General features: G+C 70.9%; 14 protein-coding genes. 7 read left to right on the top strand and 7 right to left on the bottom strand.

All coding sequences use genetic code 11. The features are described 5' to 3' along the window. Positions 1-8 precede the first annotated feature (8 nt). Genes AC6JBM_RS34135 through asnB form a run of 3 tightly spaced genes read right to left on the bottom strand, consistent with a single transcriptional unit; the run spans position 9 to position 3,585 of the window. Positions 9-740, bottom strand: a complete 732-nt coding sequence (locus tag AC6JBM_RS34135; RefSeq protein ID WP_497978104.1) for a hypothetical protein — start codon at positions 738-740, stop codon at positions 9-11. After that, positions 737-1,660, bottom strand: coding sequence for a carbohydrate kinase family protein (locus tag AC6JBM_RS34130; protein ID WP_497978103.1), 924 nt, complete (start codon positions 1,658-1,660; stop codon positions 737-739). The genes AC6JBM_RS34135 and AC6JBM_RS34130 overlap by 4 nt, the downstream gene beginning before the upstream one ends. Next, positions 1,657-3,585, bottom strand: a complete 1,929-nt coding sequence (gene asnB, locus AC6JBM_RS34125; RefSeq protein ID WP_497978102.1) for an asparagine synthase (glutamine-hydrolyzing) — start codon at positions 3,583-3,585, stop codon at positions 1,657-1,659. The genes AC6JBM_RS34130 and asnB overlap by 4 nt, the downstream gene beginning before the upstream one ends. 62 nt (positions 3,586-3,647) lie before the next feature. On the opposite strand from asnB, the gene AC6JBM_RS34120 reads away from it, so the two are divergent. The 4 genes from AC6JBM_RS34120 to AC6JBM_RS34105 all read left to right on the top strand — a co-directional run bounded on the left by AC6JBM_RS34120 (position 3,648) and on the right by AC6JBM_RS34105 (position 8,625). After that, positions 3,648-5,090 carry an aminopeptidase P family protein gene (locus AC6JBM_RS34120; RefSeq protein WP_497978101.1) on the top strand — a complete coding sequence of 481 codons (1,443 nt, stop codon included), beginning with the start codon at positions 3,648-3,650 and terminating at the stop codon, positions 5,088-5,090. A gap of 486 nt (positions 5,091-5,576) precedes the next feature. Beyond that, positions 5,577-6,173, top strand: coding sequence for a LemA family protein (locus AC6JBM_RS34115; RefSeq protein ID WP_497978100.1), 597 nt, complete (start codon positions 5,577-5,579; stop codon positions 6,171-6,173). Positions 6,174-6,191: 18 nt separating this feature from the next. Next, entirely contained in the window at positions 6,192-8,030 is a 1,839-nt protein-coding gene (locus AC6JBM_RS34110) for a DUF2207 family protein (RefSeq protein WP_497978099.1), read from the top strand. A 67-nt stretch (positions 8,031-8,097) separates the two neighbouring features. After that, positions 8,098-8,625 carry a YbhB/YbcL family Raf kinase inhibitor-like protein gene (locus AC6JBM_RS34105; RefSeq protein WP_350615275.1) on the top strand — a complete coding sequence of 176 codons (528 nt, stop codon included), beginning with the start codon at positions 8,098-8,100 and terminating at the stop codon, positions 8,623-8,625. 122 nt (positions 8,626-8,747) lie between these two features. Here AC6JBM_RS34105 and AC6JBM_RS34100 read toward each other — a convergent pair whose 3' ends face one another. Together AC6JBM_RS34100 and AC6JBM_RS34095 are read right to left on the bottom strand one after the other, a co-directional pair. Continuing rightward, complete coding sequence (locus tag AC6JBM_RS34100) at positions 8,748-9,230, bottom strand: cupin domain-containing protein (RefSeq protein ID WP_350615276.1); 483 nt, start codon at positions 9,228-9,230, stop codon at positions 8,748-8,750. Between the two features lie 4 nt (positions 9,231-9,234). Further along, positions 9,235-11,718 (bottom strand): 5-methyltetrahydropteroyltriglutamate--homocysteine S-methyltransferase, encoded by a 2,484-nt coding sequence (locus AC6JBM_RS34095; protein ID WP_497978098.1) that lies wholly within the window; start codon positions 11,716-11,718, stop codon positions 9,235-9,237. Positions 11,719-12,132: 414 nt separating this feature from the next. On the opposite strand from AC6JBM_RS34095, the gene AC6JBM_RS34090 reads away from it, so the two are divergent. From AC6JBM_RS34090 to AC6JBM_RS34080, 3 genes are all read left to right on the top strand, one after another. Further along, the gene (locus tag AC6JBM_RS34090; protein ID WP_497978097.1) at positions 12,133-13,083 is read left to right on the top strand and encodes a LysR family transcriptional regulator; all 951 of its coding nucleotides are present in this window, start codon (positions 12,133-12,135) and stop codon (positions 13,081-13,083) included. Between the two features lie 76 nt (positions 13,084-13,159). Then, a complete protein-coding gene (gene trmB, locus AC6JBM_RS34085) occupies positions 13,160-13,807 on the top strand; it encodes a tRNA (guanosine(46)-N7)-methyltransferase TrmB (RefSeq protein ID WP_497978096.1) in 648 nt (215 codons plus the stop codon). Further along, positions 13,804-16,317, top strand: coding sequence for a DEAD/DEAH box helicase (locus AC6JBM_RS34080; RefSeq protein WP_497978095.1), 2,514 nt, complete (start codon positions 13,804-13,806; stop codon positions 16,315-16,317). The genes trmB and AC6JBM_RS34080 overlap by 4 nt, the downstream gene beginning before the upstream one ends. Before the next feature lie 302 nt (positions 16,318-16,619). Here the strand turns inward: AC6JBM_RS34080 and AC6JBM_RS34075 are convergent, their stop codons facing one another. Then, complete coding sequence (locus tag AC6JBM_RS34075) at positions 16,620-17,459, bottom strand: class II fructose-bisphosphate aldolase (RefSeq protein WP_497978094.1); 840 nt, start codon at positions 17,457-17,459, stop codon at positions 16,620-16,622. Beyond that, on the bottom strand, positions 17,440-19,068 hold the full coding sequence (locus AC6JBM_RS34070) for a 1-phosphofructokinase family hexose kinase (RefSeq protein WP_497978093.1): 1,629 nt from the start codon (positions 19,066-19,068) through the stop codon (positions 17,440-17,442). Before AC6JBM_RS34070 ends, AC6JBM_RS34075 begins: the two co-directional genes overlap by 20 nt. Positions 19,069-19,223 lie beyond the last annotated feature (155 nt).

Raw genomic sequence — 19,223 nt, 5'->3', positions numbered from 1 at the left:
GCCAACCGTCAGACGGGCACCCCCGTCAGGCGGGTGTACTCCTCTTTCGTGCCGATCGCCCCGCGGCGGTCCGGGTGCTCGACGTAGTGCTCCACGACGGTGCCGAGGAAGACGGGCTCGACCGCCAGCAGCTCCAGCGGCACCAGCAGCCAGCCCGGCTCCGGGCGGCCCGGGCGGCGGATGCTCAGCGCCAGCTTCGGCGCCCGCACCGGGATCGGCAGCGGGTTGGCCGGCACCCGCACCAGGTCGTCCCAGGCCAGGACCCGGCGGCCCCCGGCGCGGATGTTCAGCCCCGCCGGGGTGACCACGATCCGCGGGCCGCGCAGCAGCGGCAGGGCGGCCCCGGCGATGACCAGGAACGCGCCCGCGTTGATCCCGAACCGCGTCGTGGGCGACAGGCCCGGGTCGCTCTCCAGGAACACGGTGCCCAGCAGCGCCCAGCCCATCGTGAGCCGGCCCATGAGCACCGGGGAGCCCGGCACCACGAACGCGTCCCCCCGCACCCGCAGCGCCGCCGGCGGCGGGTGCAGGATCGGGCGGAACACGATGCCGAAGCCGATGAACGCGCCGCTGAGCACGACGACCGGGGCGAACAGCAGCGCGGCCGCGGCCCACGCCGGGGTGTTCGCCGGGGTGACGCCGAACTCGTAGACGACCCGGAGCACGACGATCAGCAAGGCGACGCCCACGGCCGCCGCCTTGCATGCCATCACGTACCGGCCGAACCGCCCGGGCGTCACACCGCCAAGTCTACGAACCGGGTGCGAAGGTCGGCGACCGTCGGCATGGACACGGCGCCGCCCGGCGACTCGCACACCAGGCCGGCGACGTGGACCGCGACCCGGGTGAGGGTCGCCCAGCCGCCGAGATCGACCGGCCGGCCGTGGGCGAGGATGCCCCAGCTGAGCCCGGCCATCGTCGCGTCGCCCGCGCCGGTCGCGTCGACCGGGGCGATGCGGGGCGCCGGCACCAGTACCGTCGAGGAACCCTTCGCCACCAGCGCACCCTGCGAACCCAGGGTCACCACGACCACGTCCGCGCCGCAGGACAACAGGCGGGCGGCGGCCCGCTCGGGCGAGTCGCCCCACAGCGCCGCCGCGTCGGCCGAGCTCAGCTTCACCAGGTCGGCCGTGGCCGCGAACTCCTCCACGACGCCCGGGTTGAGCCCCACGATCGGGCGCACGTTCGGGTCGAAGACGCGGACCGGCCCCGGCACCGCCCAGGCGCGGCGGGCGGCGGCGAGCACCGGCGGGGCGAGCAGGCACATCGAGCCGCAGTACAGCAGCCGCGCCCCCGCCACCAGGGACTCGTCGACGCTGCCGGCGTCGAACAGCCCGTAGGACGGCGGCTCCCCGTAGAAGCGGAACGTCGGCTCGTGGCCCTGGAAGGTGGTGACGGCGAGCGTGGTGGCCACGTCCGGGACCATGACGGCACCATCCGTACCGACGCCGGATTTATCCAGAAAGTCCAGCAGCCGGTGGCCGAAGGGGTCGTCGCCGAACGAACCCAGGAAGTGCACGTCGGCGCCGAGACGGGCGATGCCGACGGCCACGTTGAACGGCGCGCCGCCGACCGCCGGCCGGTAGACCAGCTCACCGCCCGACGTCGACTCCAGCAGGTCGATCAGCGCCTCACCGATGACCACGCCGTACCCGGTCACGGGAACACCTCCTCGTTCGCGGCGCCGGTGAACCCCGGGCGCATGGATCCGGTCACGAAGACGGCGTGCCACACGCAGAAGACGAGCACCGTCCACAGCTTGCGCGAATGGTCGGCCTCCTTCTTGCGGTGCGCCCGCAGCAGCCCCCGCACCACGTCGAGGTCGAGCAGATCCCCGGCGCCCGACGTGTCGAGCAGGCCGTGCGCCCAGTCGTACATCTCCCCGCGCAGCCACGGCCGGATCGGCACCGGGAACCCGAGCTTCCTGCGGTGCACGATCGGCTCCGGCACCACCCCGGCCAGCGCCCGGCGCAGCGCCGCCTTCGTCTCCTGCGAGCGCGGCGGCACCTTCAGCTCGCTCGGCAGCCCCGCCGCCACCTCGAACACCGCCCGGTCCAGGAACGGCGTGCGCAGCTGCAGCGAGTGCGCCATCGTCATCCGGTCGGCCTTCACCAGGATGTCGCCGCGCAGCCACGTGTACAGGTCGACGTACTGCATCGTCGTCACGTCGTCGAGCGCCCCGGCCTCCTTGAACACCGGCGCCGTCACGTCGGTGTGCCGCACGTCCGGCTCGTAGTGGCGCAGCAGCGCGGCCTTCTCCTCGTCGGTGAAGATGCGCGCGTTGCCGTAGTAGCGCTCCTCGATCGGGGTCGTGCCCCGCTCCAGGAAGCTCTTGCCCTTCACGCCCTGCGGGATGACCCGCGACACCGCCCGCAGCCCCCGCTGCATCGAGTCGGGCAGGTGGCTGACGCCCGCCAGCGACAGCGGCTCCCGGTAGATCGGATAGCCGCCGAACAGCTCGTCCGCCCCGTCGCCGCCGAGCACCACCGTCACGTCCCGGGCCGCCCGCTCCGCGAGGAAGAACAGCGGCACCAGCGCCGGATCCGCGACCGGGTCGTCGAGATGCCACACGATCCGCGGCAGGGCCCGCATGAAGTCACCCGCCGTGACCACCGTCTCGGTCAGCGGGACGCCCAGCGCGCGGGCCGACTGCTCGGCCACGTCGATCTCCGAGAACTGCGCGCCCGGCCCGGCCGCGTCGTAACCCACGGTGAACGTCCGCAGCCCCGGATCCTTCTCGGCCGCGAGCGCGACGATCGCCGTCGAGTCGATGCCGCTGGACAGGAACGCGCCCACCGGGGCGTCGGCCTGCATGTGCGCGTGGACGCTCTCGCGCAGCGCCTCCCCGATGCGGCGCACGACGGCCTCCTCGTCGGCGACCGGCGCCGGGCGGAAGGTCAGCTGGCTGTACCGCCGGTTCGCCAGCGGCCCGCCCGGGGTGTAGACGAACGACTCGCCCGCCCCGAGCCGGCGCACCTCCGGGTGCATCGTCGCCGGCTCCGGCACGTACTGCATCGTCAGGTAGTGCTGCAGGCGCACCGTGTCGACCGCGGCCCGGTCGGCGACGAACGGCAGGAGGGCCTTCTTCTCGCTGGCGAGGTACACCCCCTGGGGCGTCTGCAGCTGGAAGAGCGGCTTGATGCCGAACGGGTCGCGGGCCCCGAACGCCCGCCGGGCCGAGCCGTCCCAGATCACGAACGCGAACATGCCCCGCAGCCGGCTCACCGCACCCGGACCCCAGTGGTGGTAGGCGGCGAGGATCACCTCCGCGTCGCCGTCGGTGCCGAACTCGGCGCGGCGGTCCTCGACCAGCTCGGCGCGCAGCTCCCCGGCGTTGTACAGCGCGCCGTCCAGGACGATCAGGTACCGCCCGGCGGTGACGCCCATCGGCGGATACGTCGCCGGCTGCGCCGAGCGGTGCTCGCTCACGGTCAGCTGCTCGGCGCCGAACACCACGTCGTCGTTGGCGACGATGCCCTCGTCGTCGGGCCCGCGGTGCCGCAGCAGCCCGAGCGCGTCGGCGACCGCATCCCGCTGCCCCGCCGCGCCGCCCCGCGCGCTGACGAACGTGAGAAGTCCCGCCATGGCATGCATCCTCGCACGGGGTACGGTCGCAGGTGGAGCACGAATTCGCGGCGGAGGTTCACATGGACGAAGCAGTCGGCAGTCAGTCCCACGACCCCGACTTTCCGGAGCGTTTCCGGGCATTCATGCGCACGGGCTGGCGCGACACCACGCTCGACGTCTCGCCCCGCACGGAGGCGCCCGACCACGCCAAGCGCCGCGCCGAACTGTCCGGCGCGTTCCCCGGTGAGACGCTCGTCATCCCGTCCGGGATCGAGCACGTGCGCTCCAACGACACCAACTTCCGGTTCCGCCCCGGCAGCGAGCACGTGTGGCTCACCGGCGAGCACGACCCCGAGTCGGTCCTCGTGCTGCGCCCGACCGACGGCGGCCACGACGCGACGCTGTACGTCCGCCCCCGCTCGCCCCGCGACACCGACGAGTTCTTCACCGACCGCAACCACGGCGAGCTGTGGATCGGCCGCCGGCACACCCTCGCCGAGAAGTCGACCGAGCTGCAGGTGCAGACCGCGCACGTGGACGACCTCGCCGCGGTCCTCGACGACAGCTCCCCGGGCCGCACCCGCGTCCTGCGCGGCTTCGACCCGTCCGTCGACGCCGCCGTGCGCAGCACCGACCCGGCCCGCGACCAGGAACTCGCCTGGGTCCTCGGCGAGCTGCGGCTCGTCAAGGACGCCTGGGAGCTCGAGCAGCTGCAGGACGCGATCGACGCGACCGTCCGCGGCTTCGAGGACGCGGCCCGCGCCCTGCCCGCCGACCGCCCCGTGAACGAGCGCCTCATCGAAGGCATCTTCGCGATGCGCGCCCGCCACGACGGCAACGACGTCGGCTACGACTCGATCGTCGGCGCCGGCGCGCACGGCACGATCCTGCACTGGATGCGCAACACGGGCCGCACCACCAGCGGCGACCTGCTGCTCATGGACATGGGCGTGGAGAACCGCAACCTCTACACCGCCGACGTGACCCGCACCGTCCCCGTCTCCGGCGCGTTCACGCCCCTGCAGCGCGAGGTCTACGACATCGTGTACCGCTCCCAGCAGGCCGGCATCGACACCATCCGCCCCGGCGTGGCCTTCGACGACGTGCACCAGGCGTGCATGCGCGTCCTCGCCGAGGGCCTGCACTCGCTGGGCGTGCTGCCGGTGAGCGTCGACGAGGCGATGGACAAGAGCGCGATCCTGTACCGCCGGTGGACCCTGCACGGCTTCGGCCACATGCTGGGCCTGGACGTCCACGACTGCGCGGCGGCACGCAAGGAGCGCTACCGCGAGGGCACCCTGGACGCCGGCTACGTCCTGACCGTCGAGCCGGGCCTGTACTTCCAGCCGGAGGACGAGCTGGTGCCGGCCGAGCTGCGGGGCATCGCGGTGCGCATCGAGGACGACGTGCTGGTCACGCCGACGGGGGCGCGCAACCTGTCGGACGGCCTGCCGCGCACCTCGTCGGACGTGGAATCCTGGCTGGCCGCCCGCCGCGCCGAGGAGTTCCGCCTGCCGTACTGAGCGTGACTCCCGGCAAGATCGATTAGGTCGGCCCGGGTAGAATAGGGAATTAAGAAGGCGCACTCCCGCCCGCTTTGTTTTCTCTTCTTCACCCCCGCTGTTTCAGCTCTTTCTTGCTCTGTGTTGTGCACTGCTCTTTGTTTGTTGCTTGACGTTTTCATGGTCCTGCTCTCGCCGCCTGGCATTGCTTGGTGGTGTTCGCTGTGACGCGGTTCGGCGCTGGCGGCTTCGTCGCTTGGTTTGGCTTAGCTCGGGCCTGGCCTGGCCTGGCCTTGCCTGGCGTCGCGCGGCTTGGCGCGGCGCGGCGCGGCTTGGCGTCGCGTGGCTTGGCGGGGCTTGGCGTCGCGTGGCTTGGCTGGGCTTGGCGGGGCTTGGTGGGGTCCGGCGCGCGGTCTGATGTGGCTCGGCGTCTGCTGATACGCCGAGGTCTGTCGGATCGGCGACCGTGTTACGCGCTGGGCAACCCTGGGCGGTCACCATGCGCCCATGACCGCTCTGATCGTGCTCGGCGTCGCCGTCGTGCTCGTGATCGTGCTCGTCTGGTGGGCCGTGGCCACGTACAACGCGCTGGTCAAGGCCCGCATCCAGGTCGACGCCTCATGGGCCCAGATCGACGTGCAGCTCAAGCGCCGCCACTCGCTGATCCCGAACCTGGTCGAGACGGTGAAGGGGTACGCCGCGCACGAGCGCGGGACCCTCGAGGCCGTGATCGCCGCCCGTAACGCCGCCGCGAGTTCGGCCGTCGGGGCCGGGCCGGCCGCCGCCGGCGGCGAAGCCGACCCCGCGCGGCGGGTGCAGGCCGAGGGGATGCTGACCCAGGCACTCGGCCGGCTGTTCGCGCTCGCCGAGGCGTACCCGGACCTCAAGGCGAACCAGAACTTCCTGCAGTTGCAGGCGGAGCTGGGCGCCACGGAGGAGAAGATCGCGTACGCGCGGCAGTTCTACAACAGCGCCGTGCAGACGTACAACCAGCGGACCCAGACGCTCCCGTCCAACATCATCGCGGGCGTCGGCGGGTTCCGGGCGCGGCCGTACTTCGAGGCCGCAGGCGGCGAGCGCGCCGACGTCAACGTGCGGTTCTGACGGGCCGGGCGGCGCGTCGTGGACCTCGTCGTCGAGCCCCGGCTCCTGGTCGAGATCGGGATCGTCGCAATCGGGCTTTTCGTCTGGTTTGCGGCGTTCTGGTGGCTTTTGTACGCAACGCGGCCACCGGTGCTCCTCGCGCCGCCGGCCAGCCAGGACTTTGGCGGCGCCGAGTCGCCCGCCGTGGTCAGCCTCATCACCGGGCGATGGGAGCTCACCGAGGACGCCGCCGATTCGACGTTCATCGATCTTGCGGCCCGGCGCATCCTGGAGTTCCGGCAACCCGGCAACGATCCGCTGCAAACGACCGTCCAGGTGCGCAATGAGCAGCCGACCGGGCTGAACGCGTACGAGCGAATGATTTTCGAACGTGTCCAATCGCTCACGATGCACGGCGTCGTCCCGCTCACCGCGCTCACGTTCCGCGACGCCGCGCAGGCCCAGGGCTGGACGAAGCGGCTGAACGCGGCGATCGTCGCGGACGCCCGATCGCAAGGCCTCTCGCAGCGCCGGTTCTCCTCGGCAATGGTCGCCGCGCTCACGATTCTTGCGGGAATCCCGGCGTTTGCCGCCGGAATCGCCATATTCCTCCACAGCCGCGATGGCGCTTCGTTCGTCGCGGTCATCATCCTGTGGTCCGCGCTCGGCATCTTCGCCGGCAAGTCGCGCGGCGAGCGGGACACCCCCGCGGGACGCCAGGCGGCCGTGCGCTGGCTCGGCCTCAAGGCGTTCCTGCGCGCCCACGAGAGCTTCGCCGACCTCCCGCCCGCGGCCGTCGCCGTGTGGGACCGGTACCTCTCCTACGGCGACGCCGTCGGAGCCACACGGGTCTGCGCCGCCGTCATCGACCTCGGCATGGGCAACCGGCGCCGGGTCTGGAGCTCGTTCGGCGGCACGTGGCACCGAATTCGTGTGCGATATCCGTCGTTCTGGCCACGGTACGGACAAAAAGCCGCACGCCTCACCGTCAAAGGCTGCATCGCGCTCGCCATCGCCGCGTTCATCGTCCGCTTCAACGCGATCGCGTTCGACTTCACCCCCGGCTCCATATCGAGCTGGGTGACGCTCACCGTGCGCGTGCTCATCCTGTGGCCGCTGCTCTACGGCGGGTACACCTTGATCGGCACCCTCGTCGACGTGCTCACCCCGGTCACCGTCACCGGCGAGGTGGTGTGGGTGGAGACCTGGCGCACGAAGACCGAGGGAAACGAGGGGCCGACCATTCCCGTCCTGCACTACCTGGCAATCGACTCGGGCACGGCCGATCGTGTCGTCGCCTGGGCGTGTCCGTCCGAAATCGTGCACCGCGCGGACATCGGCGACGTCATCACGCTGACCGCCCGGCGCTGGACCCGGCGCGTGACCGAGCTGCGCGTGGATACCAGCGCGCGCACACGATCACAAACGTACGGCGAAGACGACACCGACGCCCTCATCCTGCGCGCCATGAACGCGGGCGCTCCAGCCCTGGCCACCGCGGTCCGCCCGACCCGGGTCGCGGCCGCCGAACTGGTCACGGCGGAGGAGGCCGGCCGCGTACTCGGACGGCCGGTGACGCTCACCGGCGCCGACCGCGGCGTGGCGGTCGGGCCGATGACGATGGCGGAGTTCCGGGCGGGGGACGGCTCGGCGCTCGTCGTCACGGTGGCCACCGGCGATGCGGCCGAACTCGCGATCCGCGCCCACCGCGCCGGCGCTGCCGTTCCCGGGGTGGGGGAGGAGGCGTTCGCGTCCGGGCAGTGGGCGGTCGCCCGGCGAGGTCAGACGGTGATCAGCCTCGAACAGCGCAGCGCCGGCGCGATCCATCAGCCGTACCTGGTGTGGTTGCTCGGGCTAGCTGTCGGCCGCCTCACTTGAGGTTGACGGTCGTTGGGTAAGAGGATTCCCGAGAGACAGCTGTAGCCACCTCGCAAGGAGATTGCGCATGTCCGATCGTCCGCGCCCGCCGTCGCCCTACGACTTCCTGCCCGCGGTGCCGGCGTTCAGCTTGACCAGCGAGGACCTGACGGACGGGAGCACCCTGCCCGACGCCCAGGTCTATGAGCGCGGCAACACCTCGCCCCACCTGTCCTGGTCGGGCGCCCCCGAGGGCACCAAGAGCTTCGCGGTGACCTGCTACGACCCGGACGCCCCGACCGGTGGCGGCTTCTGGCACTGGCTCGTCTACGACATCCCGGCCGAGGTGGCCGAGCTGCCGACGGGCGCCGGGACCGGGGACAAGGACGGCCTGCCCGACGAGGCCATCCACGCCCGCAACGACTACGGCAGCCGGGACTTCGGCGGCGCCGCCCCGCCGCCGCAGGACGCGCCGCACCGGTACTTCTTTGTCGTCCACGCCCTCGACACCGACTCGCTGGGCGTTGACGCCGACGCGAGCCCCAACGTCGTGGGCTTCAACCTGACCGCCCACACGCTGGGGCGCGCGATTCTCGTCGCGAGCTTCGGCTTCTGATCGACGTCGCTGGCTTGGTTTCTGAGCGAAGTCGCGGCTTCGGCCGTCGGTTTCTGAGCGAAGTCGGCGGGTCTCCGTTGCTGACCGACGTCGCCAGCTTCGGTTTCTGAGCGAACGGACAGTCAGGAAAGCCAGAACGTGTCGTGTTCGAGCATGAACGCGGCACGTTCGTCATCGGTCATCGAACCGAGCCCCGGGAGGCCCTCGAAGTAGGCCTCCCGGGGCGCACCGGGCGCGAAATGCAACAGCATCTCGGCCGGCGCGCCGGACTCGTTGCGGAACGCGTGCACGCCGCCCTCCGGAACGTGCACGAAGTCGCCCGGTTCCGTGTCGATCCAGCGCTTGCCGTCATAAATGCGCACCGAACCGCTCAGGATGAAGAACGACTCCGAGATCGAGCGGTGGAAATGCGGGTCCGGGCCGCTGGGCTGCGGGCCCATCACCCAGCGGTACAGGCCGAACTGCCCGTTGGTCGACGCGCCCGTCGCCAGGTAGTGCACGGTGTTGCCGTTGGCGTACGTGAACTCCGGCGCCGTGGTGACCGGCCGGTAGGTGGCGTTGAGCTCGCCGTTCTCGCCGTGGTACTTCGGTGGTGGATACGACATACCCTCACCCTACGGACTCGCGAATCTTGTGCGCGGCCGCGACAACATTCGTGAGCGCCGCGCGCACCTCCTCGTAGGTGCGCGTTTTGAGGCCACAGTCCGGATTCACCCAGAGCCGCCCCGCCGGGATCACCTCGAGCGCGGCGCGCAGCCGGGACCCGACCTCGTCGACGTCCGGGATCCGGGGTGAGTGGATGTCGTACACCCCGGGGCCGACCCCGCGCGTCAACCCCTCGATCGCGAACCCCGAGCGGGCCGCCTCGATGCTGGTCACGTCCGCGTCCAGCGCATCGATCGCGGCCAGCACCGCGGGCGCGTCCGAATAGCACAGGTGCGTGTGGATCTGGGTGCCGTCCGCGGCCCCGGCGGTCGCCCGGCGGTACGCGGCCACGGCCCAGGCCAGGTACTCCGGCTGCTCCTCGCGCCGCAGGGGCAGCAGCTCGCGCAGGGCCGGCTCGTCGACCTGGATGATCCGGATGCCGGCCGCTTCCAGGTCGCGCACCTCGGCCCGCACCGCGTCGGCGACCTGCATCGTCACGTCCCGCAGCGGCCGGTCGGGGCGCACGAACGACCAGGCGACGATCGTTACCGGCCCGGTGAGCATGCCTTTCATCGGCCGCTCGGTGCGCGATTGTGCATAGGTCGCCCAGCGCACCGTGATCGGTTCCGGCCGGTGCACGTCCGCGTGCAGAATCGGCGGCCGTGTGCACCGCGAACCGTACGACTGCACCCACCCATTGCGCGTGACCGCGAATCCGTCGAGATGCTCGGCGAAATACTGCACCATGTCGTTTCGCTCAGGCTCACCGTGCACGAGTACGTCCAAACCGAGCGCTTCCTGTTCGGCGATGACCCGATCGATTTCCCTCCGGATCCGGATTTCGTACTGCTCCAGAGGCATCGTCGCCCGCGCGGCCCGCAGATCACCGGTCTGCGGGAACGAGCCGATCGTGGTGACCGGCAGCGCGGGCAACCCGAGATCGGCCTGAGCCGCGACCCTCACCGCATACGGCGACCGGCACTCGACCTCGATCGCGCCCTGCTCACGCGCACCTTCCGGCAACGTCTCGGGCGCCGCTTCCCCGCCCGCCAGCGCGGTCAGCGGCCCCGCGCCGGTTTCGGTGTTCGTTTCTGCACGCGGCTGTGTCGTCTGCGTCTGCGGCTCGATCTCGACGTTCGTTTCTGTGCGCGCCTGCTGCGCTGGCCGCGGCTCCGTCTCGGTCCCGGTGTTCGTTTCTGCGCGCGGCTGCTCCGCTGGTGGCGGCTCCGTCTCGGTCCCGGTGTTCGTTTCTGCGCGCGGCTGTGTCGTTTGCGGCCTCGGCTCGTGCTCAAGCGCCGCTTTCACGCGCGGCTGGTGCACTGGCAGCGGTCCGGACGTGGTCTCGAGGTTCGTTTCCGCAGCCGGTCGCGCCGGACCGGGCTTGTTCCCGGATTGCGTGCCGGCGGGCGGTTTCGCCGGCAGCGGCCCGAGCCCGGCGAGCGCGACGACCTCGGCCACCTTCTCCTCGGCGAACGCGAGCCGCTCGATCAGCCCCGCGGGCAGTTCCGACTCCCCGCGCAGGGTGTACGGGACGTGCAACAGCGAGCACGACGTGGACACTGCGGTCGCCCCGGCCTGCGCGAGCAGCCGCCGAGCCGCGTCCAAGTCTGTGCGCCATACGTTCCGCCCGGACACAACCCCGCCAACCACGGTGCGTCCTTCGAACAGCCGCAGATTCGGCGGTACCCCATGCGTCAGATCGACCGCGACCCCGTCGACCGGGGCCACGGACAGCGCTGGCAGCGCGGCGTCGGCGTCCCCGAAATACGACGCGACGAGCAGCTTCGGCCGGCGCTCCAGCGCGGCGAGCCGCCGGTAGGCATGCCGGACCGCGGGCGCCCCGCCGTCGACGACGAGCGCGGGCTCGTCCAGCTGCACCCACCGCGCACCCGCCTCTGCAAGCTCGCGCAGCAACTCGCCGTATACGTCCAGCAAATCGTCAAGCCGCTCCAGATGCCCCTGCAGGAACGTGACCGGGCCGAGCAGGACGGGCCGCGTCTCGTAGCCGAGCTCGCGCGCCTCCCGCAACTCCGCCAGCGGCTTGTCGGCCACCGCCCGGAAGCGCGTCTTCGGCCCGATCTCGGGCACGATGTAGTGGTAGTTCGTGTCGAACCACTTCGTCATCCGCAACGCCGGAACGTCATCGGTCCCGCGCGCCATCGCGAAGTACGGGTCGGCCGCATCGCGATACCGATCCGGCACCGCATCAACGGCGACGGCCGTATCGAGCACGTGGTCGTAGAGCGAGAACGTGTTGGAGGGCAGCCCGGCGAGCCCGAGCTCGTGCAGCCGGTGCCAGCTCTCGGCGCGCAGCCGGCGCCCGGTCTCGTCGAGCGCCGCACGATCGATGCGCCCTGCCCAGTAGTCCTCGAGCGCGCGTTTGAGCTCGCGCCGTGCCCCGATACGCGGATACCCGAGCACGGTGGAGATAGGGAATTCGTCGTTCACAGCGCGCATGGTGGCCGTTCGAACGTATGCGCACGCGATCGATAAGCGCCACGAATAGCCGATCCCGCCCGCTCGGACCGCGCAGCACCGCTCTACGCCAACACGGTCACAGCCCGGTTCCCTGACAGCGACGCTCAATCACGCCCGGCCATCTCCGGTTCGTGGCCGCGCCGACGGGTGAGCCGGGCCTCCGCGATCGATAAGCCACGACAGGCCCGGGCGCGGTGCGTCGGTCGGGTGAGCCCGGGCCTCCGCGATCGAGAGGTCACGACAGGGCCGGGCGCGGTGCGTCGGTGTTCATGTGCGCGCGGTCGCGGGCGCGTTCTTGTCGCGTCCAGTGGCGTTCCGGACACAGGCGATTGATCGGCGGTGGCGTAGCCGGTGGCGGTGCGTCGGCCGGCTGGGGATCGGCTGGTGGCGGTACGGAAGCGCGCATTCGCGCGGTTCCGTTCTTGTCGCGCCCGGTGGCGGTTCGAACACACGCGATCGATCAGCGATGCGTGGTCGATACTGGTCGACGTGGCGGCGCTGCGGGACATCGAGTGCTTCGCGCTGGTAGCGCGGCACCGCTCGTTCTCGCGCGCGGCCGCCGCACTCTCCCTGTCGCAGCCGGCCGTGAGCCAGGCGATCGCCCGCCTCGAACGTGAGCTCGGCCGGCGCGTGTTCGAACGCACGAGCCGGACCGTCGAGCCGACCGCATTCGGCGACGCGCTACTGCCGTACGCCGAATCCGTCCTGGCCCAGGCCGCGGCGTTCACGGCGGAGGCGGCGCGACTGGCAGTACCGTCGCCGACCGGCATCCGCCTCGTGTACGCCCCCGTCGCCGGAACGTTCGCGGCCCGCCTGGCCCGCCGTCTGGCCGGCCGCAAACCAGGACTGGACCTGACCCTGGTGCCGGGCGGCTGGTCGGCCGCGACCGCCGAACTGACCCACGCTCCCGACGGTGCGGCCGCGCTGATGTGCGCGCCGTTCCCGCCCGGATGCGCGAGCGCGGCCCGCTTCCAGGTCCCGCTGAGCCACCTGGCTCTCCCGTCCGCCGATCCGCTCTCGACCGCAGGTTCGCTCACAATCGAACGCGCGGGTCGACTACTGCTGCCACGCGGCCTGCCGCTGCCGGCCGGTGTGCGCCTGGCCCCGGAGGCGGTGGACGACCCGGCGTCCGCGCTCGACCTGGTCGCGGCGGGCCGGGGCGCTCTGCCGGTACCGCAGCTGCTGGTCGACACCGTGCGACGCCCCGATGTCCGTTTTGTCCCGCTCGCCGGTCCTGTGCCGCGGCTGACGTTCGCGCTGGTGTGGCGGGCCGAGACGGCCGGCGAGGAGCTGATGGCGCTGGTACAGGCGGCGCAGGAGGCCCTGCGGCGGTGACCTCACGGCGGGAGGTGGCCTTGTCGCCACAGGACCAGAAGCGGGTACGGCACGGTTCCGGTAGAGTTGAGGCCCCATGACTACCGTCGACCGGCCGCTGCGGATCGTCCGGACCTATCACCCCCGCCGGGGGCGGCTCAGCGGTCGGCATTTCGACGCGCTGGAGCGCCTTGCTGCGCGGTACACCTTCGAAACCGGATGGAACGTCGACGTCCTCGAGATCGGGTCCGGGATGGGTGAGGCCACCGCGCGCATGGCCGCGGCCGACCCCGGGAGGCGGTACCTGGCCGTCGAGGTCCACACGCCCGGCGTCGCCAACCTGCTGCACCTGATCGACGAGGCCGGGCTCGGCAACGTGCGCGTCGCGGCCGTCGACGCGTTCGAACTGCTCGCGAGCGACATTCCTTCCGGCAGCCTCGCCGCGGTGCACGTGTTCTTCCCCGACCCGTGGCCGAAGGCCCGCCACCACAAGCGGCGGCTCATCGTGCCCGAGCGTGTCGCCGTGCTCCGCGACCGGCTCAAGCCCGGCGGCGTGCTGCATTGCGCAACCGATGACGCCGGATACGCGCAGGCGATGCTCGAAACGCTCACCGCCGATCAGGAATTGGTGAACGTTTACGACGGATTCGCGCCGCGTCCCGCGCACCGGCCCGTGACCAAGTTCGAACAGCGTGCGCTGCGCGCTGGTCGGCCCTCCTTCGACGTGATGTACGAGAAGCGATGACGAATCTTGCCGCGCGGGTCCCCAGGGGCGGCGACCCCGATGCCGTCTTCGAGGCGTTCTCGGTCTGGGCGCAGGAACAGGGGCTCAGCCTGTACCCGCACCAGGAGGAGTCGCTCATCGAGATCGCCACCGGGGCGAACCTGATCCTCAACACCCCCACCGGCTCCGGCAAGAGCCTCGTGGCCGCGGGTGCGCACTTCGCCGCCCTTGCGAGCGATCGCACGACCTTCTACACCGCGCCGATCAAGGCGCTGGTGTCGGAGAAGTTCTTCGCGCTCGTGGACATGTTCGGCGCCGAGAACGTCGGCATGCTCACCGGCGACGCGAGCGTCAACGCGGATGCGCCCATCATCTGCTGTACCGCGGAAATCCTCGCCAACATCGCACTGCGCGATGGTGAGCGAGCCGACGTCGGCATCGTCGTCATGGACGAGTTCCACTTCTACGCCGACCCGGACCGGGGCTGGGCGTGGCAGGTGCCGCTGATCGAGCTGCCGCAGGCCCAGTTCGTGCTCATGTCCGCCACGCTCGGCGACGTGACGCGGTTCGAGGAGGACCTCACGCGCCGCACCGGGCGCGCGACCGCGGTCGTGAAGAACGCGGAACGGCCGGTGCCGCTCATGTTCACGTACTCCATGGACCCGATGCACGAGACGATCGAGGAGCTGCTCTCCACGCGGCAGGCGCCGGTGTACATCGTGCATTTCACGCAGGCCGCTGCGCTCGAACGTGCACAAGCGCTCATGAGCGTGAACGTCGCCACTCGCGCGGAAAAGGACATGATCGGCGAGGCGATCGGCAACTTCCGGTTCACGGCCGGCTTCGGCAAGACCCTGTCGCGGCTGGTGCGGCACGGGATCGGCGTCCATCACGCGGGGATGCTCCCGAAGTACCGCCGCCTCGTCGAGACCCTCGCCCAGGCCGGGCTGCTCAAGGTCATCTGCGGCACGGACACGCTCGGCGTGGGCATCAACGTGCCCATCCGCACCGTGCTGTTCACCGCACTGTCCAAATACGACGGACAGAAAACGCGGCTCCTGTACGCGCGGGAGTTCCACCAGATCGCGGGCCGAGCGGGCCGGGCCGGCTTCGACACCATCGGCACCGTGGTGGTGCAGGCGCCCGAACACGTCATCGACAATGAGCGAGCGCTCGCGAAAGCGGGCGACGACCCCAAGAAACGCCGCAAAGTGGTGCGCAAGAAGCCACCGGAGGGCTCGATCGGCTGGGGCCGGCCCACATACGAACGGCTCGTCGAGGCCGAGCCGGAGCCGCTCAAGTCCAGCTTCCAGGTGTCGCACGCGATGCTGCTCAACGTGATCAGCCGCCCCGGCGACGCGTTCGTCGCGATGCGCCACCTGCTCACCGCGAACCACGAGGACGCGCACTCCCAGCGGCGGCTCATCCGCCGGGCGATCGCCATCTACCGCGCGCTGCTGGCCGGCGGCGTGGTCGAGCAGCTGCCCGAGCCGGACGAGGAGGGCCGCCGCGTCCGGCTCACCGTCGACCTGCAGATGGACTTCGCGCTCAACCAGCCGCTGTCGCCGTTCGCACTGGCCGCGATCGAGCTGCTGGACCGGGAGGCGCCCGGCTACGCCCTCGACGTGCTCTCCGTCATCGAGTCCACATTGGACGACCCGCGCCAGGTGCTCTCCGCGCAGCAGTTCAAGGCGCGCGGCGAGGCGGTCGCGGCGATGAAGGCCGACGGCATCGAGTACGAGCAGCGGCTCGAACTGCTCGACGACGTCACGCACCCCAAGCCGCTCGTCGACCTGCTCGACAACGCGTACCACCTGTACAAGCAGGGGCACCCGTGGGTCGCCGACTACGCCCTGTCGCCCAAGTCCGTCGTGCGCGACATGTTCGAACGCGCAATGACGTTTGTCGAATACGTCGGCTTCTACGGATTGTCGCGCTCGGAAGGACTGGTGCTGCGGTACCTCGCCGACGCCTACAAGGCCGTACGCCAGACGGTGCCCGAGGATGCACGCACCGAGGACCTCACGGACATCATCGAATGGCTCGGGGAGCTCGTTCGCCAGGTCGACTCCAGCCTCATCGACGAGTGGGAGCGGCTGCGCAACCCCGGCGACGTCGAGGAGCGCACACTCCGCGACGACAAACCGCCGGCCGTCACGCGCAACCTGCGCGCGTTCCGGGTCCTGGTGCGCAACGCGCTGTTCCGCCGCGTCGAGCTCGCGGCGCTGCGCCGCTTCGACGAGCTCGGCGAGCTCGACGGGGAGGCCGGCTTCACGGCGGACGCGTGGCAGGACGCGGTGGAGGCGTACTTCGAGGAGTACGACTCGATGGGCGTCGGCCCGGACGCGCGCGGCCCGGCGCTGCTCGTCATCGACCAGAAGCCGGACCGCTGGCACGTGCGCCAGATCTTCGACGACCCGGAGGGCGACCGCGACTGGGCCATCACGGCCGAGGTGGACCTGGCCGAGTCCGACGCCCAGGGCGCCGCCGCGGTCCGCATCGTCTCGGTAGGCCCGGCCAAGGGCTTCTAGGCTGCTGCTGCCTTCCGCCCTCTGCCCTCTGCCCTCTGCCTTTCTGCCCTCGGCTCGCTGCTCCTAGTCCCGCTGTTCCTGACCCGCGGCCCTTGGTCCGTGGCTCCTGGCCTGCGGCCCCTGGTCCCCTGTCCCTGGCCTACGGCTCTTGTTCCTCGGCCTCTGACCCGCACCCCTTGCTCCGCGGCTCTCGGTCCGCGGGCTTTGGCTGCGGCTCCTGGCCCCGGCCCGGCGCTTCGCCTCGCGCTCGATTCAATGTCCGTTCGTGCTCGTTTCTGCTCGACTTGGTCCGCCTGAGTTCGCTAGGCGGCGGCGGTCAGCACCTGCAGCGCGTGCGTGACCGTTTCGGCCATCTCGTCTCGCGCATTCCGGAGGTACTTGCGCGGATCGACGACGTTGGCATCCCGCCGAATTGCCTCCCGGATCGCCCCGGTGAACGCGACGTTCAGCGCCGTGCCGATGTTGACCTTCACCAGCCCGCCCCGCACCGCCGCGCGCAACTCGTCATCAGGCACCCCCGACGACCCGTGCAGCACCAGCGGAACGGCGACCGCGCTGCGGATACGCGCAATGAGGTCGTGATCGAGTCGCGCATCCTGCGTCGTCATCGCATGCGCGGATCCGACCGCGACGGCGAGCGCGTCGACCCCGGTCGCGCGAACGAACTGCGCGGCCTCGTCCGGATCCGTGCGCACCCCCGGCTTGTGCGCACCGTCCTTGCCCCCGACCTCGCCGAGCTCGCTCTCCACCCACAGCCCACACGCGTGCCCGCGCGCAACGGCCCGAGCAGTGGCGGCGACATTGCCGGCGTACTCGAGCTTCGAAGCGTCATACATCGCCGACCCGAATCCATTGCCGGCCGCCTGATCGAAGAGCTCATCGCTCTCCACGTGGTCGAGATGCAGCCCGACCGGCACGGACGAGAGCTCGGCCACCGCCTTGGCCGCCGCGGCAATGGGCGCGAGCCGCCCATGATGAAACCGGACGGCGTTCTCGCTGATCTGCAGAATGACCGCACAACCAGCGGCCTCGGCCCCGGTGACGACGGCCTCGGCATGCTCGACGGTGATGACATTGAACGCCCCCGCCCCCACCCCACGGCGCCTGGCGTCGGCAACAATCTCACCGGTCGGGGTCAACATCGGAACTCTCCTCGTTCAACTCTGTTCGTTCGTCTCCGAAATGCACACCCGCAGGCGCTCGTTCGTGCTCACTGAGGCCGCACAACTCCACCGGCGCTCGCTCGTCTTCGTCCAGGCCGCCCAACTGCGCCTGCGCTCCCTCATGCCCGTCCGGGCCGCGCGCCTCGGTCGGCGCTTGCTTATGCCCGTCGGCACCGCCCACCTCGGTCGACGCTTGCTTGTGCTCGTCGGCACGGCCCACCTCGGTCGGCGCTTGCCTGGGCTCGTCGGCAGCGCGCGCCTCGGTCGGCGCGTCGGCACCGCGCACCTGCGTCGGCAGCGGTTCGCCGGGCGGTAGCGGAGAGACATCAATCCGAGTGCGCAGCTCGCGGTAACGGCTCTCGTCAACGGCCCCGGCAACCGGTGCGGCAACGGCAGCCGCGGACAGCGCGACGGCATCGGCCAGCAACTCCGGCCACGGTGAGCGATCGCGCAACCCACGTGTGAGCGCGGCGACACACGCGTCCCCGGCACCGGTGGGGTTGCCGGCCTCGACAACCGGCGGCGCGGCCAGCCAGGCTTCGTCGCCCCGCACCGCGATCAGCCCATCGGCACCGCGCGAAACGACAACGCACCCGGCACCAAGCCCACGCAACGCATCCCAATCCAATCGCGCACTGCGGCCTGCTCGTGTCTGTCGTTCTGCGCCTACCGCGCCGTCCGACGTTGCATTCCGGTGCGTCGGCGCACTCTGACCCGCCGGTCCGCTCCGGCCGACCAATGCGCGCTGGCCCGTCAAGGAACCCTGGCCTGCCGGCGTGCACCGGTCCGCCGGTGCGCGTTCGCCCACTGGTGCGTGCTCGGCAGCCGCTGCCTGTTCGCCCGCTGGTGCGCGTTCGGCCGCCGTCACGCGTTCGCTCGCTGATGCGTTTTCATCCGTTGGTGCGTTTTCATCCGTTGGTGCGTTTTCATCCGTTGGTGCGTCTTCGTCTGTTGGTGCGTGCTCGGCCGTCGGTGCGTATTCGCCCGTCGATGCATGCTCGTCCGCCGGTGCACGAAGCAGCGCCGCAAGCTCATCGGCGTTGGGCTTGACGACATCCGGCCCGGCGGCGAGCCCGAGACGCAACGGCTCCCCGCTGGTGTCGAGCACTGTGCGCACGTTGCACGAATGCGCAAGCTCGATCAGCACCGCGTACGCATCCTCCGGAAGCCCCCGCGGCAGCGACCCCGACAGCGCGACGACGGCGGTGTCGGCGAGCAGCGTGCGGTACAACTGCAGGAACTCGTGCCATTCCGCCGTCTCGACACTCGGGCCGGGCTCCCACAGCCCGGTCGCGTCCACGCCGTCGGCGATCGTCACCGTGCGTCGCGTCTCGCCGGAAATCTGTGCGAACGCGTGCGGCACGCCGTCCGCGGCGAGCAGTTCGCGTATCCGCGAGCCGGTGGCCCCGCCGAGCAGCCCGGTCGCGAGCACCGGTTCGCCCTGCGCGTGCAGGACGCTCGCGACGTTCAGACCCTTGCCGCCTGCGCGTTCGTGCACGGTTCGCACCCGATGCGTCGTATACGGACGGAGCTCGTCGACCGCATAGGTCAGATCGAGCGCGGGATTGAGCGTCACCGTGAGGATCACGCCGCACCCCCGATCGCCGGGACGGCCTGACTCCGACGGTTCAGCGGCCGTCGCGTCAAGGGCGCCGCGTGATGCTGACGGCTCAGCGCGATCCGTGCCGCACGCCCGGTCGAGAGCGCGGCGCGATGCTGGCGCCCCAGCGTGCGCAGCGCCCC

Source organism: Dactylosporangium thailandense (assembly GCF_059739745.1).
The sequence above is the reverse complement of the archived record's forward strand: the minus strand, read 5'-3'. Positions and strand labels throughout refer to the sequence as shown.

What these genes read in the sequence shown, in the direction of transcription:
- AC6JBM_RS34080 (WP_497978095.1), top strand. Translation starts at nt 13,804, where the DNA reads ATGACGAATCTTGCCGCGCGGGTCCCCAGGGGCGGCGACCCCGATGCC.
- AC6JBM_RS34115 (WP_497978100.1), top strand. Translation starts at nt 5,577, where the DNA reads ATGACCGCTCTGATCGTGCTCGGCGTCGCCGTCGTGCTCGTGATCGTG.
- AC6JBM_RS34120 (WP_497978101.1), top strand. Translation starts at nt 3,648, where the DNA reads ATGGACGAAGCAGTCGGCAGTCAGTCCCACGACCCCGACTTTCCGGAG.
- AC6JBM_RS34105 (WP_350615275.1), top strand. Translation starts at nt 8,098, where the DNA reads ATGTCCGATCGTCCGCGCCCGCCGTCGCCCTACGACTTCCTGCCCGCG.
- AC6JBM_RS34075 (WP_497978094.1), bottom strand. Translation starts at nt 17,459, where the DNA reads ATGTTGACCCCGACCGGTGAGATTGTTGCCGACGCCAGGCGCCGTGGG.
- asnB (WP_497978102.1), bottom strand. Translation starts at nt 3,585, where the DNA reads ATGGCGGGACTTCTCACGTTCGTCAGCGCGCGGGGCGGCGCGGCGGGG.
- trmB (WP_497978096.1), top strand. Translation starts at nt 13,160, where the DNA reads ATGACTACCGTCGACCGGCCGCTGCGGATCGTCCGGACCTATCACCCC.
- AC6JBM_RS34100 (WP_350615276.1), bottom strand. Translation starts at nt 9,230, where the DNA reads ATGTCGTATCCACCACCGAAGTACCACGGCGAGAACGGCGAGCTCAAC.